General features: G+C 62.1%; 13 protein-coding genes and 2 pseudogenes. 3 read left to right on the forward strand and 12 right to left on the reverse strand.

The window, feature by feature from the left end; translation table 11 throughout:
• Both FHT19_RS22735 and FHT19_RS22740 read left to right on the forward strand, forming a co-directional pair.
• Nucleotides 1-692, forward strand: a pseudogene (locus FHT19_RS22735) (peptidase); the annotation flags it as partial.
• A gap of 19 nt (nt 693-711) precedes the next feature.
• Nucleotides 712-1,053: a DUF3088 domain-containing protein gene (locus FHT19_RS22740; protein WP_168558020.1), complete on the forward strand. Its 342-nt coding sequence runs from the start codon at nt 712-714 to the stop codon at nt 1,051-1,053.
• A 318-nt stretch (nt 1,054-1,371) separates the two neighbouring features.
• Here FHT19_RS22740 and FHT19_RS22745 read toward each other — a convergent pair whose 3' ends face one another.
• From FHT19_RS22745 to chrA, 3 genes and pseudogenes are all read right to left on the reverse strand, one after another.
• Nucleotides 1,372-2,283, reverse strand: a complete 912-nt coding sequence (locus tag FHT19_RS22745) for a hypothetical protein (RefSeq protein WP_248290620.1) — start codon at nt 2,281-2,283, stop codon at nt 1,372-1,374.
• A gap of 92 nt (nt 2,284-2,375) precedes the next feature.
• Nucleotides 2,376-3,149 (reverse strand): Fe-Mn family superoxide dismutase, encoded by a 774-nt coding sequence (locus tag FHT19_RS22750; protein WP_248290621.1) that lies wholly within the window; start codon nt 3,147-3,149, stop codon nt 2,376-2,378.
• A pseudogene (chrA, locus tag FHT19_RS24805) lies at nt 3,119-4,423 on the reverse strand (chromate efflux transporter). Before chrA ends, FHT19_RS22750 begins: the two are co-directional and overlap by 31 nt.
• A gap of 552 nt (nt 4,424-4,975) precedes the next feature.
• Here chrA and FHT19_RS22760 point away from each other — a divergent pair.
• On the forward strand, nt 4,976-6,508 hold the full coding sequence (locus FHT19_RS22760; protein ID WP_168558019.1) for a tetratricopeptide repeat protein: 1,533 nt from the start codon (nt 4,976-4,978) through the stop codon (nt 6,506-6,508).
• Nucleotides 6,509-6,555: 47 nt separating this feature from the next.
• Here FHT19_RS22760 and FHT19_RS22765 read toward each other — a convergent pair whose 3' ends face one another.
• The 9 genes from FHT19_RS22765 to FHT19_RS22805 form a co-directional block, all read right to left on the reverse strand.
• Nucleotides 6,556-7,284: a cistern family PEP-CTERM protein gene (locus tag FHT19_RS22765; protein WP_168558018.1), complete on the reverse strand. Its 729-nt coding sequence runs from the start codon at nt 7,282-7,284 to the stop codon at nt 6,556-6,558.
• 1,298 nt (nt 7,285-8,582) lie between these two features.
• Nucleotides 8,583-9,992, reverse strand: a complete 1,410-nt coding sequence (locus FHT19_RS22770; RefSeq protein WP_169476952.1) for a hypothetical protein — start codon at nt 9,990-9,992, stop codon at nt 8,583-8,585.
• Between the two features lie 129 nt (nt 9,993-10,121).
• The gene (locus FHT19_RS22775; RefSeq protein WP_169476953.1) at nt 10,122-10,259 is read right to left on the reverse strand and encodes a hypothetical protein; all 138 of its coding nucleotides are present in this window, start codon (nt 10,257-10,259) and stop codon (nt 10,122-10,124) included.
• A 116-nt stretch (nt 10,260-10,375) separates the two neighbouring features.
• Nucleotides 10,376-10,555 (reverse strand): hypothetical protein, encoded by a 180-nt coding sequence (locus FHT19_RS22780; RefSeq protein ID WP_169476954.1) that lies wholly within the window; start codon nt 10,553-10,555, stop codon nt 10,376-10,378.
• Nucleotides 10,552-10,776, reverse strand: a complete 225-nt coding sequence (locus FHT19_RS22785) for a helix-turn-helix domain-containing protein (RefSeq protein ID WP_169476955.1) — start codon at nt 10,774-10,776, stop codon at nt 10,552-10,554. The genes FHT19_RS22780 and FHT19_RS22785 overlap by 4 nt, the downstream gene beginning before the upstream one ends.
• Nucleotides 10,773-11,195, reverse strand: coding sequence for a CopG family transcriptional regulator (locus FHT19_RS22790; protein WP_169476956.1), 423 nt, complete (start codon nt 11,193-11,195; stop codon nt 10,773-10,775). The genes FHT19_RS22785 and FHT19_RS22790 overlap by 4 nt, the downstream gene beginning before the upstream one ends.
• A 72-nt stretch (nt 11,196-11,267) precedes the next feature.
• Nucleotides 11,268-13,217 (reverse strand): relaxase/mobilization nuclease RlxS, encoded by a 1,950-nt coding sequence (gene rlxS, locus FHT19_RS22795; RefSeq protein WP_169476957.1) that lies wholly within the window; start codon nt 13,215-13,217, stop codon nt 11,268-11,270.
• A 795-nt stretch (nt 13,218-14,012) separates the two neighbouring features.
• Nucleotides 14,013-14,936 carry a HEPN domain-containing protein gene (locus FHT19_RS22800; RefSeq protein WP_169476958.1) on the reverse strand — a complete coding sequence of 308 codons (924 nt, stop codon included), beginning with the start codon at nt 14,934-14,936 and terminating at the stop codon, nt 14,013-14,015.
• A gap of 82 nt (nt 14,937-15,018) precedes the next feature.
• Nucleotides 15,019-16,083, reverse strand: a complete 1,065-nt coding sequence (locus tag FHT19_RS22805; protein ID WP_168558003.1) for a chromosome partitioning protein ParB — start codon at nt 16,081-16,083, stop codon at nt 15,019-15,021.
• Nucleotides 16,084-16,198: the final 115 nt, after the last annotated feature.

The following is a 16,198-nucleotide window of genomic DNA, read 5'->3' on the forward strand; positions in this document are numbered from 1 at the left end:
CGCTGACGTTCTACCAGCGCAAATGGATGCGCTGGCACCATCTTCTCGGCCTGTTCACCGGCTTGTTCGTGCTGACATGGATGCTGAGCGGGTGGCTGTCGATGGACCATGGGCGGCTGTTCTCGCGCGGCCAGGCCACTGCGGGCCAGACAACGGCCTACGCCGGCGCGCCGCTTGCATCGGGTCTTGCGGGCATGCCCTTGGCCGCGTTACGCCAGGCCGGCGAATTTCGCGAAAAGGCCTTCGGCATGGTGGGCGGCCAACTGATAACGACCACTTGGGACGGGAGGGGCGCCGCCACTTCGTCGCCCGGGCTTTCAGCGGCCATCGTCACGGGTGTGCGAGCGGCATGGCCCCAGGGCGGATCGCCGCAATTGCACGCTCTCGCGCCCGATGCATTCTACGCCCAGGCGGAAGGCGCCCCGGACAACGCGCTAATCGCGACCGATCCTGCCGCACAACGGCCCGACCTGATTATAGATGGTCGCGATGGACACCTTCTGACTGTGCTCAACGCGAGCCGCAAACGCTATGCCTGGAGTTACTACGCCCTGCACACCTGGCGTTTTCCCGGCTTGGTTGGGGTGCCTTGGCTGCGCCAGGGCGTGGTTCTGCTGCTCATGCTGGTTGGCGTTGCGTTCAGCGTGACCGGCATAGCTGTCGCTTGGCGCCGCCTGCGCCAATCGCTTTGACACTTTGGGAGTTTTGCAAATGAAGGACACACTCTTTCTCATGCGGCCGGGCTTCTTCAATGCCGGGCTGGGCCCTTTCTACTGCGGCGATTCAGCCCCGGTCGAGGGAATGCTAAGCTTCTTCCCGCAGCTGCGCGAAACAATCGATGTGGTCTACGTCGATTTTGAGCGCCCTCGCTTACCGATCGTTGCCTTGGTGGGCGAAGCACACCAGTCGGTGCCAGTACTGGTGCTTGCTGAAGGCCGCACGGCACCACCTGGGTTTGCTGCGCGCACGTTTACCGAGCGAACCTTTATCGATGATCAGGCGGACATACGGCAGTATCTGTCAGTTCTATGCGATCTCCCTACGGCTGGTTAGAGTCCGTTTTGAAAATGTGCCAAGGCCCATTTTCGTTGCGGTACCGGCCCACGCCCCCACCCGCCCCCCAACAATAGTGCCCTATGGAAGGTTGGGTGGTTGAGTGGGCCGGTGCGGCAAATCCGGCAAATCCGGATTTCCAAACAGTCTCTTAGGTCGGAGCTGCTTGGAAGCTTGCGGATAGGTAACATGCAAAGAGGACAACGGGCATCACTTCAAGGGGATGACATCACCCTCAGCTTGTTGACGCCACCGCCGGACCTGCCCTTTCGGCGGCGGGGCGATGGTGTTCAAGGCTAAAAGGGGATGCCTTTCAGATCAATTTTCGGGTTTGAGGACAAGCAAACGGGCGCTGCCGCCGGTCCAGCCGGCGGGCACCGCCACAATCAAGCGATCGAGATCGGGAGAATAGAGCGAAGTGCGCGCGCACGATCCGGTTTTGACAAAGCCGAGTGGAGAGGCAGTTTCAGAGAAGGCCTCGACCTTGCCCGAGCCGCAACTGACATACCATCGCTTCCGCCTGGCATCGCGAAACACATCATCGGCATCGCCGCAGGTTGACGGATCAAGATGAACCGCCCCGCTGGCTGCATCGAGCATCGACAGATAGGCTGGCAGGCGGGAAACGATGGCAAGGGTCTGCCCCTCCGCTCCCAACGCCATCGGGAAATTCAGGTGATGCGGCGCACGCCAGCGGGCCAGCACCGTTCCCTCGGCGAGGTCAACGGCGGCCACCGCACCTGCATTCGGCAGGTTGACATAGAGCCGCCCCTTCGCCGCATCGATTTGGAACCCCTCTGGATGCGCGGGCAGCGGTATGGTCCTGACGACCTCGCGCCTGACCGGATCGATGAGCGCTATCGCGCCCGCGCCATAGCCCACCGCCATAAGGCCGCTTGCCTTGTCCACCCTGACGTTGTCAGCATCGCTGCCGAGCTTGAGGCTGCCCACTGACATCAGCGTGGCGGCATTGAAGAACCGCACCGTCCCATCGCCACCGGAGGCGACAACTAACTGGTCGAGCCCAGGCAGGTAGGCCACCCCCTGCGGTTCTGCCAGGCCGGTGATGCGCCGCAGCTGCCCGCTAGCGAGGTTGACAGTATCAACCGAACCATTGGCGATTTCGGCCACGAACAACCGGTGATGCGCCACATCCAGCGCGAGATGATCGATCCGCCCTTTCACATCGGGCAAGATAATCTCGCGCTCCAGCGTAAAGGGCGTCTGCACGGAAGGCTGGGCCTGCGTGCACCCGCCAAGGGCAAGGAACGCGATGAGTCCGCCGTGTGTAAAACCTCTCATCGCACTCCCCTGTTCCAGCTTTAGCCGCGCGCGGCGGCTTTGTAGCGGGCATCGACCACTGCCCAGTCGATGTTGTGCATGAAGGCTTCGACATATTTTGCCGCCGCCGCGCCATAGTCGATGGCAAAGGCATGTTCATACATGTCGAGCACCAGCAGCGGCGTGCCGGCGACGGGGCCGTTGGTGTGATCCCATGCCCAGTAATTGTGGAGTGACTTCGTGTATTGATTCCACGCCAGAATGCACCAGCCGGAGCCGCCCGCCAACGCCATGGCCGTGCGGCGAAATTCGGCCTCCCAAGCCTCGAAATTGCCGTGGCTTTTCGCAAGCGCCTCGCGGATGGTGCCCTTCGCCACACCATCACCGCCGAATTGCTCGAAATAGAGTTCGTGCAGGATCACCGAGCCGGTGCGGTGCAGTTCCTCGCGCTTGAGGTCGCCATAGATGACCGGCGGCAGATCCTTGTCGGCCATCGCGGCGGAAAGGCGCCCCTCGACCATGTTCAGCGCCTTGACCGATCCTTGATAATTGTTTTCCCAATGCGAGCGTATCAACTTTTCCGACAGGCCGGTGAGCTTGGTGGCATCGAAGCTGAGAGGCTTGGGCGCGTGGCTGCCAGCGAAGGCCGGCACTGTGGCAGACGGAATAGGGGTTTGCGCGCCAGCATCGAGCGGCACTGCGACTGCGGCGGCACCGACGGCGATAGTGCCAAGAGCGTTGCGGCGGGACATGTTAGTCATGGGGATGCTCCAAATGGTGGGTGTCAGAGGAGGAACGACATGAGCCAGCCACAAGCCGCCGCGAGACTCAGAACACGCATGATGTTCCATTTGCGGGCGATGATCAGCCAAGCGGAACCGGCAGCGATCAGTCCTGCGCGCCAGTCGAAACTGGAAAGCACCGGCAGGCTGAGGTTGCCCGAGACCGGCCGCAACTCATGGAAAAGCACCTGAAGTGCGAACCATGCAGAGAGATTGGCTATCACCCCGACAATGGCCGAAGTGACCAGCGCCAGCGCACCTTTCAGCGCATAGGCGCGCTCAAGCCGTTCGATCCACGGCGCCAGCGCAAAAACCCACAGAAAGCATGGGGCAAAGGTCACCCATGTGGTCAAGCCCGCGCCCAGCAGGCCCGCCACGAGCGGGGTGAAAGGTGCAGGGCTGCGAAACGCCGCCAGATAACCGACAAATTGCGTAACCATTATGAGCGGCCCCGGCGTGGTTTCGGCCAGCCCCAGCCCGTCGGCCATCTAGGCGGCGGAAAGCCAGTGCTGCGCGCCCACCGCCTGCTGCGCCATATAGGCCAGAACGGCATAGGCACCGCCAAAGGTAACCACCGCCAGTTTGGAGAAAAATACGCCGACGCGCCACAGCACGTGATCGCGCCCCAGCAAGGCAAACACCGCCACCATCGGCGCGGCCCATGCCGCAGCGCCGATTAACACCGCCTTCACGCTATGCCTCCATGGGCGCGGCGAGGAAGGCGGGGCCACACCGCTCGCCTTCAACCCCAGCAGCGCCGGGCGCCAGTGCGCCACCAGCCAACCCACCAGACCCGCCCCGATCACCACCAGCGGAAAGGGCGCGTTGAACAGGAACAGCGCAAGGAACGACACCAAAGCCGCGCCCTTGCGGAACCGCGTCCCCAGCGCGCGGCCAGCAAGCCGAAACACCGCCTGCACCACAATGGCTAGAACCGCCGCCTTGATCCCCAGGAACAGCGCAGCAAACCACGCCAGCTGCGCCGCCGCGCCATAGAGCATCGAAAGCGCTAGAATGACAGCCGCGCCCGGAATGACAAACAGCAGCCCCGCCGCCAGCCCTCCGCGAATGCCATGCAGCTTCCAGCCGATCCAGATGGCCAGTTGCTGTGCCTCGGGCCCTGGCAACAGGTGGCAGAAATTCAAAGCGTGGAGATATTGCTCCTCGCTGATCCAGCCGCGTTCCTGCACCAGTTCACGGTGCATCAAGGCGATCTGCCCTGCCGGCCCGCCAAAGCTGAGGCAGCCAATGCGGGCGGATACGCGCACCAGTTCGGCAAAATCAGGATGGGAAGAAGAGGTCGTCATTTATGCGCCCATCACCTTTCCGCCCGCACAATACAGGCCGGAAAAGGCAACACTTGGGCTAACGCCTGGCCGGGAGGTTGCTTTATCCCGGTGCACCCTCTCCTAGTGCAGCAACCCGATCACGGCAAGTATCTTGATTGATCCAAGGGCAAGCTTGACTGCTTTGCCAGACCGCACGCTAAACAGATACGTCTCCAGCTACGCAGACAAGATTGCAGCATCGGCGTTCCCCACAGCGACCTGTCACTATGCTACGTCGGCGTCATGCCCCGTCTCACCCTCGCCTCCTGTCCCGCCATTGCCGCCCTCAAACTGTACGTTCTTCGTTCGTATTCGGTCCGTCGAAACCCGCCCCTAGTTCATATGGTCGTGCCCGTCGCCGGAGAGCAGGGCTACGTCTGCTTTGCGGGCAGGCAGGGGGTAGCCAAACCGCCTGCGTCTTGCCGAGTGAGATAAGTTCAAGGTACCTACAGACAAAGACCGAGAAAGGACGCCTTTGGTAGGAGAAACGCAACCGACCATGAATAGAAGGACGGGCGGAGGACTGGATCGATGAAATACCGAACACTCTGGCTGGCGACTTGCGGCCTCGGAGCGATACTCTTGTTCGGCTGCGGCGCAGATCCCAAAGCTGCAGCCCAACGCGCCGAGCGTGAATATGCCGCACGAGACTATACCGCTGCGCAGGCCGATCTCGCGATAGCTCTCGAGGCCACGCCAGACGATCCAGCCTTGTTGGAACTGCACGCCCGCAATGCGCTGGCGCTGGGCAACGGCGAAGCGGCGGCCACATCGCTTGACAAGCTGGCCAAGTCTGGCCGTGCCCCAGCGGACATGACGCAGCTTGTCGCCGAAGCCGATCTTCAGCGCGGTCTGCCCGATCGCACGCTTTCCGGCCTGGCCCGCGCCAGCGACCCTGCATCCGAACGGCTGCGCGCGTTGGCGCTCCTGGCGAAAGAGGATCGACCTGGCGCGACCAGGGCGATTGCCTCCGCACTGGCACAGGCACCCAACGATCCGCGTGCGTTGGCCCTTGCCGCACAGCTAGACCTTCAAAGTGGTAATCTGGCCGATGCTCGCAGCAAGATCGATCGTGCGCTTCACAGCGACGGCGACCTGCTAGAGGTCATGATGGCCGACGCCCAGGTCGCAACCGCACAAGGCGACTTGGCACGCGCATTGGCCGCCTATGAGCGCGCCGCGCAGCGCTATCCTGGCAACGTGGCGGCGCTGGCCGGCAAAGCCGGTATTCAAGGCGATCTCGGCCGCATCAGCGACATGAAGCAGACACTTGCCCAACTCGGCAATTCGCGAGATCGCAACGTGATCTATTTGCGCGCGCGCCTTGCGGCAGATCAAAAGGATTGGGCCGGGGCGCGTGATATCCTTCAGGCGAACGAGAAAACCCTGGAAGGCCTCCAGGAAGCCGACGTGCTTTACGCCCGCGTGCTGGTGATGCTCGACCAGCCTGCCCAAGCAACTGCCCGTCTCGAGCCAATTTTAATGCGGAACCCGCAGAGCGCAATTGTTCGGCGGGAATTGGCAAGCGCGCAGCTTGCCGGCAACGATGCCCGAGGCGCGCTCGCAACGCTAAAGCCGTTGAGCGATGCGGGCAAGGCGCTGCAACCTGAAGACGCCCGACTGATAGCAGATGCTGCAAAGCGTGCCGGCGATCCTCAGGCAGCTGCTCTGGCGGCACGGGCACGCTTTCCCGATCCAAGGGCCTTGGCTGGCGAACTTGCCACGGCCGACGCCGCGATGAAGGCGCGCAACTGGGGCCAGGCCATCGCCAGCTACGAGCACATCCTTGCGTCCACCAACGGAAATGCCATGATCCTGAACAACCTTGCCTATGCCCAGGCCCAGGTCGGCAATTCTGCTCGCGCGTTGGATCTTGCCAAAAGAGCCTACGCCCTTGCGCCTGAAAATCCTTCGATCATGGATACGTTAGGATGGCAATTGCTGCGCGTACCCAGCGAACGTGCACGGGGATTGCAGCTACTGCGCGATGCAGCAGCGAAGGCGCCTGCAAACCCCAACATCAAAGCCCATTTGCAGGCCGCGGAATCCGGCAAAACTGGCTGATGGACGCCGGCCCTGCTGCTCGCGCTGCAGAGCCGGCATCGGACGTTTTAGCGAGCCAATCGCGCAACCGGCCGCCGGCGAGCGAGGGCAAGGCCAATGACGCCAGCCCCAAACAGGCCCAACATGCCCGGCTCGGGAACCGGCGTACCGCCGGTGCTCGTGCTGGTGCTGGTGCTCGACGTCGATCCCGAACTGGTCAGAGTGCCCGCACCGCTTGCCGAACTAATGCCGGGCACACCGGTGATCGACTGATAGCGGACATAGAAGTCGCTGAGCGTGAGCGACGAGACGGGTGCCGAGAATCCCAGCGAGAAGGTGCCGCTGCCGCTTTGACCCAAGGTCAATCCGCCACTGCCGCCCCCAGCGCAACTGCCCGTCTGCGCATCCTTGAAGCACACGTCCACGGTGCCGATCCCGTTGGGATAGGTCGAGGACAGCGTCGTGTAGCTATAGGCACCCGTGCTCGAAGCCGACGAAATGTTCGGATCGGTGTTGAATGCAAAGCTGGAAATGCGCGAGTCCGTCACCGGCGCCGACGACGTGTTGCTGACGGTGTAGTCGAAATTATAGGTGTTGCCGGAAATGCCCGTCAGCTTGAACGTGGTCGATCCGGTCAGGCCTGAAATCGTCGTTCCGTTCGAAAAGCCATCGTAATTGAGCGTGAAGCTCGAACCGATATCACCGGAACCGAGCGTGATAGAATCTGCGTTCGCGCTACCACACATGGCCATGAACGCTACGAGGGCAATTCCTGCCCGATATGCTGTGAATCTCATGTCGCCTACCCCTGCGCACTTACCCAATGCCTAATGCAGCGTTAAGCACAATTCATGCCATTTCGGGATATTTCTAAAAACAATAGACAATTAGAATCCGCTGCAGACGGATATGTAAATTTTTCCGACAAACCGAAGTCGTCGCGTACGTTGGCCTCGGCGGCTTACCTGTAGGCAGCTTCGAAACCAGCTCTAAGGCAGCGGGCCCCATAGACGCCGAATAACTCGCCCAGCCGCCCGGAATCCGCCTTCCATCGCACCGACCAGACCGTTTGGCAGATCGTGTCTGCTCGCTTGCTGTCGGCAGAGCGATCACCGTCAGACGCTCGGGAACTGACCTCAAAACCGGCACGGTGCAGGTCAGCAACGGCTTCCTCCTCGAGCGAGTCGATGGGATAAGCGGCATTAACCCGACGATCGAACTCTGGTTCTGCGTCATGAACATCGGACGGCAACTTGTCGGGGATCGACGGCAATGACGGAGGTGCGGCACTGCCACAGGCGGACAGCGAACTGAACATGAGTGGGGCGGCGAGACGGCTCACTCATGTTCGGCTTTCCAGAACACCAAATGAACGCAACCGGGCGTGAGCCGCGGATTTGAGCATCGCTCTGCCTTCTGCTGCGTTCGCCCCAAAAGCCGCCGTTCAGGCGCCTGAGTTGGTACGCCGGAAGCGGTCATTTGTTTATTGATGTCGCTGGCCCCACGTGTAGCCTGTGTTGGTGAATTGCGGCCGGTTCAGCGCTAGCTTACGGGAACCCCATGAGAGTTACAAGACGCCTTCCCTGGCTTGGGATCTTAGCAGTGCTGCCAGCATGCACCAGATCACCCGACACCCCGATCAGCCGCGCGATTACTTGCATTCGAGAACAAGTACCGGAAGGACGCGGCGTCTCAATTGCAAAAGCAGATTCGGTTCTAGCCCGTTGCCAGACAGCGCTTGATAAATGGTCCCGCTATTCTATTTCAGGGGCAAGTGGCAAACCCTTTTCACAGTCAAATCCGGCAATGCTTGTGGCATTCCGTAACCACCAAGCTGCGGTGCGCCGCTATTGGATGGCTGAGTTGTCGCCTGAGTATGCCAAATCACATCCCCAATAGGATGATTGAGACGGCGTCGTAACCGCCACGGCGCCTTTTGGACGACACTTGCCGGTTTCAGTGCCATCGCCCGCCGCCGAATCCGCCGCGAAACCCGCCGTTAAGGCACCAGACCGCGGTCCCTGAGACCAGCCATTTGTTCAGCTGTAGCAGGGGAGCCCACCGCCTCGGTCAACGGTAAGATCGGGGTGCCGCGCTAGGCAGTGAGGGGAAGCTCCGGATCATTCGGAATGATGATCTCGGGCTCGCGAAGCGATTGTTCCGCTTGGAGGTAAATCTGGTCTGCATTGGGCAGCAGCAATGTCCGCTCGATCAAGGACGGGAGTTCGTCTCGCGTGATCACAACGATCCCTGACTTCCGCGCATCGCCCAACTCACCACGGACCTCATCGCGGGTTTTGGTTGTTACGATCACGGCAAGCACGCGAAAGTGCTGACTATTGGATAGCCTGAGCGCTTCCCTCACCACCTCGGTCCGCTCGACAAGAAGCGATAGTTTGTGGCCGGCTTTCAGTACGCCAGTGGTACATTCGACGACGGCGAAATGCCCTTGAGGCGTTGACACGAGAATGTCCGCGGCGTCTGACATCTTCTGATTAGCGCCAAGGTGGGCGGGACTGAAGCCCAGCAGCCACAAGAGCCAGGACACGGCAAATTCAAGATCGCGAGCCTGCTTCATTGGCTGGTCGCCCAGAAACGAGGTCAGCGTAGCCAGACCCGGATCGCTCTTTGTAAATACCGCTCGTCGAGGGTTCTGGCTGTTTTTGGGGTCCTGGATCCACCAGTGCTGATAGGCCACGCCATCATAGCAGGCGAAGGTTTGCAGGACAGCTGCAGGCGGGACCTCCAATTCAGCCCACGCAATCTCGCGCCCGGCTTCGGACGTCCATTCCAGGTTAGAACCGGCGATGCTTCCGCGGGTAACACTGCCCGCGGAAACGATGCGATATCCGAGGCTCGCCTTTGAATGATCAAGGCCCGGTGCAAGGCTTATTCCTAGGCGAGCCTTTTCCCCATCAACGGTGGAGGCGGCATTGATAGCTGCGATCTGGACGACCAACGCTTCGAACAGGCTTGCTTGCTCGGGAAGGTGAGCAATGTTGATTGCTGACAGCAGCTCTCCAATGCCATCGAACGGCGTCGTGGCAGCCCGCAACTCCCAGTCAAACGGCGTGTGTCCCAGGAAGCCCTGCTGGTCGCTTCCTCGTATTTGCAATAGCCCTATCCGGAACTGCTTTTCCGCGCCTTCCGGCAGTAGCGGGATATGGATGGAACCATAACCTCCTCCAAATTGAGGTTCGAAACGCAGAGCGTCACTGCCGACCACGAGCGATCCAGCCTGGACGCCTTCGACAATCTTTCGCGCCTCCGTGGCCCCACCTTCAATTATCTTCGTGCCGGCCAGGATATTCGCTGTGCGGACCTCCAACGGTTCGCGCTCATACCCCACCATATTGTAATTTATCCGGCCACGAAACAGGTGCCAAACTCCGTCGCGCTGAAAAGCGAGATAGCTCAAGCTAGGAACCAGTGCGCTCTCGAACGCTGCAATCGACTGAAAGAAACTGTCAGTCGGCGATGGCCTGCTCTTCAACTGATTGTTCATCCGCCCCACCATATCTTGAGCAGCAATCCTATTCTTGAGAGCCGCTAAATGCTAGATCGCGAGATGAGTGCGTAATCGTGGGCATTGATATTCGCGTGGCCGACGGGGCGATGGGCGTCGCTAAATAGGCTAAAGGCTGCTTTCGGCATCAAATTCGTAGCGCACAGGGGGTAAGGCTGCCCCTTTGCTGGTCATGTGAATAAAGGGCAGTTGCACGCCTCCCGCGTCCAAAAGTTGCCTTTCCGGATTGTCCGCAACATCTGCCATTGAGACGGACGCCCCAAAGGGATTCAGTAAGGGCAATTTGAGACAACTCCCGTGCTAGGCGGCGCGGGACAGTGGGTATAAGGCGGGGAAGACGTGAAGTGCTGCGGACTGGACGCTCATTCACCCCCGTTACGATCAGCGCTCGCTATCGCGGCCATGAGGTCATCTACAAGGCGATCTTCCGCTGCAATCCTGACAGTCATTGTGCCGGAGGCGAGCGCCTCGCGCTGCTCATCCCTGATTTCCGCGACGATCGCGGTCAGCAAAGCCCGCAGCAGGATGGGATGAATTGTCATAGCCCATGCCCTTCGCGACCAGCGGCAATCAGTCGCTTCAGGCTCTCAAAGGGGATGAGGGTCATGCCCCCGACCTTGACGATCTCGATGCTGCCGTCGGTAATGAGCTCGTAGAGCTTCGAACGGCCGATGCCGGTGAGGCGGCACGCCTCGGGAATTCGGACCGTCAGCGGATCTGTTCTGTAGGGCTCGGGCTTTGCCTGTTGGGACGGGCTGCTCATGGCTCGTTCTCCTCGCTGTTGGATGGGGCGGCATTGGCCTTCACGTTGGCCTTTCGCGCAGCCAATTCGCCCGCCGTCCGGACGAACTGGTCGTAGCGGCGCTGGCCCAGGCGCTGCGTCTCGGCATCGAAGGCGGGATGATGCGCGGTCAGTGTCAGCTGATGCCGCACGAACAGGCCGAGCACTTCGGTCAGGTAATCGAGCCGTTGCTCGAGCCGCTCGATGGCGCGCACCTGCCGGGAAAGCGCCTTGCCGAATTGTGCGCCTGCCTGCTCGTCGCCAGCTTGCTCAAACCATGCGCCGAGCGCCTTGCTCAGGATAGTCGTCTTCGTTGCCCCCGGCTCGGCTGCCATGGCATCAAGCCTCGCCGAGAGATGGTCGGGCAGGTAGAACTGGTGGCGGGTCTTGCGCGTTTGCATGCCGGCGATGATGCGCGGCGCATAGGCTTGGCAACAGACCCTCTCCGGTATCTCGACGTGCGCTTTGATGGCTCAGCCGATCTGCGGCCCGGAACGCTGCCGCCCGAAGGTCCAGTCGATGCTGCCGCCGCGCTCGATGGTCCCGGTGACCTGACGGCCCAGTTGCTTCTCCAGAACCGGCCGCCACGGGACCAGCGTGAACTCGCGTGACTTGGCGATCACGGCGAACTTTTCGCCGCCTATGGCAATGGCGCGCTGATAGGTGCCCTCGACATGGTTGCCCTGCTGCGGCGTGAACTGCAGCCCAAGCTCCTGCGTGAGCTGGGCACCGACACGGTTCAGTTCGCGCTGGCGGAGCGTCGCCAGCAAGTTGGCGCGGTAGCGGATCGTATCCCCCTCCTGCACCGCCAAGCCCTGCTCAATCAGCCATTGCCGCCGGTGCTGCAGCGACTGGCCGATCGTGGCGCCGATGCGCCCCTGCAGCCGCTCCGGGTTGGTCGCGACGCACTGGCGGTCAAGCCAGGTCTCGCCATCGTGATGGACCAGCTGCTCGAGCGGCCGGTCGGTCAGCACCGCGATGGTGGCCGGGCGCCGGAGCGCTTGCCGCTCTTCATGGCGCAGCGCTTCGCCGAGGTAATCCGGGCCGACCGTCCATGTGCCATTGGGCTCGCGCTGCACGGCCGCACCGTCGCGGCGCAGGGCTTCGAGACGGCGCACATGGGCCTGGGCAAAGCGATCGGTAGCGGAAGGATCATGCGCCAGGTGAAGGTCCACGCTGTAACGCCCGCCGTTCGCGCCCGCGACTTCAGCAATGGCTTTGTCGGCCGTCCGCACCTCCACCGCTGCTGGAGAAACCCGGACCAGCCGATCCTTCATCGCCCCATCCGCCAGGTCCTGGCCGAGATCGACGAAGTGCGTGCGTCCATCAAACGCCTCGACGATCAGGTAATGACGATCGCCATGCTCGTCGGCGAGGCCGCGATCGAGCACGCGCCCGACGATGGCCTTTCGCTCGCCAGGGGCATAGACCGCGTAGTCCTGCGGCAGCACCTCGGGATGGCTGCGCAGCCGCTCGTACATGGTGGCGATGATGTCGCCCCGCTTGCCCATGGCGCGCAGCGTGGCTTCCAGGTCTTCATCGAGGCGGTAGAGGCCTTTGCCTTCCTTCTCCGCCAGACCCATCGCGTGCAGCGTACCGAGGCGCGCGGCGCGCAAGGCTTGCTCGGTTGGATCGGCATGCCATGCCGAGGCTAGCCCCTGTCCGTCGAGATCGCGCAGCAGGCGACGGTCTATCCGGGTGAAGCGCTCCTGCGTCACCTCGCGCGCGTTGGCGGTGGCGATCTCCTGCTCGGTGCGGGGCCCGAGATCGCGGCTGACAATCTCCGCAGCACGCGCGGCGATGCCCTGGCTGATGTAGTCGCGGGCGATGATCAGGTTCTTGCCCGCCTCGTCCACGCCACGTACGACGATATGGGTATGGGGATGGCCGGTGTTGAAGTGATCGACCGCTACCCACTCGAGGCGGGTGCCAAGGTCCTTTTCCATCTGCTCCATCAGTCGCCGGGTCACCGGCTTCAAATCCGCATATTGCTCGCCGTCCTCGGGGGCGACGATGAAGCGGAACTGGTGGCGGTCACCAGCGCCACGTTCGAGGAACGCCTTTCCGTCGGCATGGTCATTGTCCGGCCCATACAGCGTGCCGCGCTCACCTTCGCGGGTGGTGCCGTCGCGCTGCAGGTAGGCCAGATGCGCGCTCGCCGCTTTCAGCCCCTTGCCGGCAAGCTTCACGAAGCGGGCTTTCACCACCACGCGGCGGGTACCCGCGCCAACCTGACGCGGCGCGCCCGCAAGCATCCGTCCGACTGCCACGCCGCGCCCGGTCCGGGCGCCGGTGAAGCGGGGCTTGGTTCGCCCCTTCGCCAGGCGTGAACCACCGGCCTGGTTGACCGCCCGGCGCAGGTCGTGGCGCATGGGCCGTTCTTTGCCGATATGACCCAGCCATACCTCAAACCCGTCGTCCATTGCCGCTTCCTTGATGCTGGAATTCCTGCCGGAACCAGCAATCAGGGGTGGCGCGCGCGAGGCTGCAAGGGCCTCCACGCCTGTCTCGCGGCAAATGCCTGCAACGACACGCTTTCTTGGCCACGCATCTCGCAACCGGAGGCGGTCGGATGGCGCAAGTCCAGCCTATCTCCAAAGAAAACGACGTGCAGACAACAGCTTAGCACCCATCGCGAGATGGGGGCCTTTATCTTGCGTCGGTTCCTTTTCCTGCCGATCTGCCCCCCAGCACCCCTTCGCCCATCCTCACTAACCCTTACGTCGTTCGCTATATGGTCTATTTGAACTTTGCGACGTGAGCTGTGACGGAGGACGGGTCTATGCCTATACGGATCGAAGCAAAGGCAGGGCATCGCCTGCAATTGCAGGGTGGCATTTAGACAGTCCTAGATGTCCCGGCGCGTGGGATTGCGCGGGATTTCCGTTGGCCTTTTCGGATGGAACGCGGTGCTTGGGTGCTGGATTCCTGGCGGGAATGCGTGCCGTTTTGGCATCGCCAGCGAGGGTGCGGCGATGGTAAGGATCACCCGCCACGGGCTGGGCGAAGCGCTCGATCTGGACCGGAAATTTGACCGGATCACGCTGGCCTGCGGCGCGCAGACGCCGCAGGCGGAAGCCAGTGTAGCGATCGATGCTGTGCTGCAACTGACGCTCGATATCGAAGTGCGCGCGGCAGTTACTTGCATAGTTCTAGGATGGTTGCCGCTGGGACAATCAGGGAGGCGCAGGGGGCCACCACTCCCTGCTAGACGCGGGTCACCCTGCTTCTCGGACTTCCGAGTCGAGCAGTGCCAGCCGCTCTTGGCAGACGTCCTGCACGAGCTGGCCGAGCTTCTCGACCCGCTCGGCAAGCCACAGCAAATCCTCTTTTGAAATGCGGTAATGCTTGGAGTAGCGCGCCTTCACGTAGGCGTCTTTCAGCTTCTCGAACAAGGCCCGCTCGCGCCGGGTATCGCGCGGCCACGCCTCCACCAGGCGTATGTCCAAACCCTCAGCCTGCGTGCGTAAGAAGGCCAGATTGTGGTTGTGTGGGGTGTAGAAGGTGCAGACCAGCAGCACGCAGTGATAGAGACGTTCGGCAGCTTGGTGCGTCAAGAACGCTGCGTCTTTTAGCCGTCCCTGCTCTTGGCTGAAACGAGCCGTTTCCAACATTCCCGCCCCGGCAGGAAACCACTCATTGAAATATTCCTGCGCCATGGCAAGTGCCTGCTCCGGCGTCTTCGGCTTGGATTCGGGCAAGGGCCTGTCGTCGGCCTCGAACAGCAAGACGCCATCGCGGGCGATGTCCATGAAGAAGTAGCGCCCATGGGCAAGGCCGTCGCCGACTTCCTGCCAGGTGTGGACCACGAAATTTGCCGGCGTGCGCAGCGTGCCGGCGATCTTCTCCTCGATCAGTCGCTGGTCGGCCGCCGTCCAGTAGGCGGCACGGTCGGTCAGTTCCTTCTGGTTGACGATCACCAGCAGGTCGAAGTCCGAGACGTAGCCCTTGGCGGTATGCGGCTCGTCCACCCAGCCGCCACGCGCATGGCTGCCATAGAGAATGACCTTGAGAATGCGGCCCCGACGGCGCCGTGCGGTGGCATTCTCATGCGCGGCGGCAAACTCCTCGAACAGGATCTGGACCACGCGGTCCAGGTCGCGCTGCTTGCTCGCAGGCAGATGGTCGAGGTCGGTCTTCATGGGTGCAGAATCGCGGGAAAACGGCGCTTTGCCAAGTACAAAGTGGTTGGCCGGCCCCAGTTGGAACCGGCCATATCCCCTGTCACGCCGCCTTGGGCAAGGTGGCATCGACTTCGGTGTCGTCGCTTGTTGCGGCTTCGACCTCGACGTCTGCGGCAGCTTCCGCCTCGGCCTCGCGTTCACCAACCGCTGCGATCCGGGCCGCTCGCTCGGCGCTGCCAACCCCGCCGCGCGGCGTATAGGCGCTCGCTGGGAAAGCCATCCAGCGTGGCACCCAGTTATCGCGCTTCGCACGCCCATTGCTGGCCGAAAGGCAGTCGCGGATGATGCCACGCTTGACCTTGGTGGCGGCCTTGCCGTTCTCGGTAGCAACCTGTTCGCCCGCCACATCGGCAAGCAGATGGCCCATCAATTCGCGGTCGCGCACGGCGTCGAGCAAGGCATCGTCCGCCTGCCAAACATCGGCCATGTCGAGGCCCAAGTGCTCGCCCAGCAGTTCGATCAGGCCGGTCCCGACGTCGAGCGTTTCGCCCATGACCACGGCCAACACGCGCAGCACGGCAGCGTCGTCCAGAGCGACCAGCCGCCGGACCAGACCGCAGATACCTTGCCCATCGGGATCGCTGCCAGTGACGGTTGGGGTGTCAGGATCAAGGTCGAGCAGGCGCAGAACCTCGCGCCGCCGGGCATCGAACAAGGCTTCGGACAGGCAGTTCTCGACGCTTTCGGCTACGGCATCGCTGGGGGCCTTCTGCGGTTCGATCCGCACCGTCCACAGACCCGACCCGGCAATTGCATGGGCGACCATCACCGGTAGAGAAAGGCTGCTGTCCTCGACCAGTTTGGCGCGCACGGCGGCATGGCGATGCAGGTCGACATAGGCATTCACCGTGCTCGACACTTCGGGCCGGACCGCCTTCTCCAGCGCTTCGCCGCGCTCCAGTCGCCGCGCTTCCTTGTTTGTTACAAAGCCTTCGTGGAAGCTGACATCACCGCGATGGCCGATGGTGACATAGACCCGGCCACCCTTGGATTTGGGACAGGAGACGTGCTCCCACGAATGGAACGCCTCGCCCCTGGCCATGATTACGACCTCGTCCCACCCGGCATCGCGATAGGCTTCGGCCCGCGCCTCGATGGCTTCCATCTGCGCGGTCCAGAACACATCGAACCCGACGCTGAAATTGGCCGTCCCTCTCGTCGCCGCCTGTCCTCAACAGCAGGATAGAAGGTGCCCAGAAAATTGCAGCTATCCAATAGCG

The sequence above is a fragment of the Novosphingobium sp. SG919 genome (assembly GCF_012932495.1).
Classification (GTDB): Bacteria; Pseudomonadota; Alphaproteobacteria; order Sphingomonadales; family Sphingomonadaceae; genus Novosphingobium; species Novosphingobium rhizosphaerae.

Excerpts from the sequence above, each read along its gene's own strand:
- FHT19_RS22740 (WP_168558020.1), top strand. The coding sequence starts at position 712 with ATGAAGGACACACTCTTTCTCATGCGGCCGGGCTTCTTCAATGCCGGG.
- FHT19_RS22760 (WP_168558019.1), top strand. The coding sequence starts at position 4,976 with ATGAAATACCGAACACTCTGGCTGGCGACTTGCGGCCTCGGAGCGATA.
- FHT19_RS22765 (WP_168558018.1), bottom strand. The coding sequence starts at position 7,284 with ATGAGATTCACAGCATATCGGGCAGGAATTGCCCTCGTAGCGTTCATG.
- FHT19_RS22770 (WP_169476952.1), bottom strand. The coding sequence starts at position 9,992 with ATGAACAATCAGTTGAAGAGCAGGCCATCGCCGACTGACAGTTTCTTT.
- FHT19_RS22775 (WP_169476953.1), bottom strand. The coding sequence starts at position 10,259 with ATGGCAGATGTTGCGGACAATCCGGAAAGGCAACTTTTGGACGCGGGA.
- FHT19_RS22780 (WP_169476954.1), bottom strand. The coding sequence starts at position 10,555 with ATGACAATTCATCCCATCCTGCTGCGGGCTTTGCTGACCGCGATCGTC.
- FHT19_RS22785 (WP_169476955.1), bottom strand. The coding sequence starts at position 10,776 with ATGAGCAGCCCGTCCCAACAGGCAAAGCCCGAGCCCTACAGAACAGAT.
- FHT19_RS22790 (WP_169476956.1), bottom strand. The coding sequence starts at position 11,195 with ATGCAAACGCGCAAGACCCGCCACCAGTTCTACCTGCCCGACCATCTC.
- rlxS (WP_169476957.1), bottom strand. The coding sequence starts at position 13,217 with ATGGACGACGGGTTTGAGGTATGGCTGGGTCATATCGGCAAAGAACGG.
- FHT19_RS22800 (WP_169476958.1), bottom strand. The coding sequence starts at position 14,936 with ATGAAGACCGACCTCGACCATCTGCCTGCGAGCAAGCAGCGCGACCTG.
- FHT19_RS22805 (WP_168558003.1), bottom strand. The coding sequence starts at position 16,083 with ATGGAAGCCATCGAGGCGCGGGCCGAAGCCTATCGCGATGCCGGGTGG.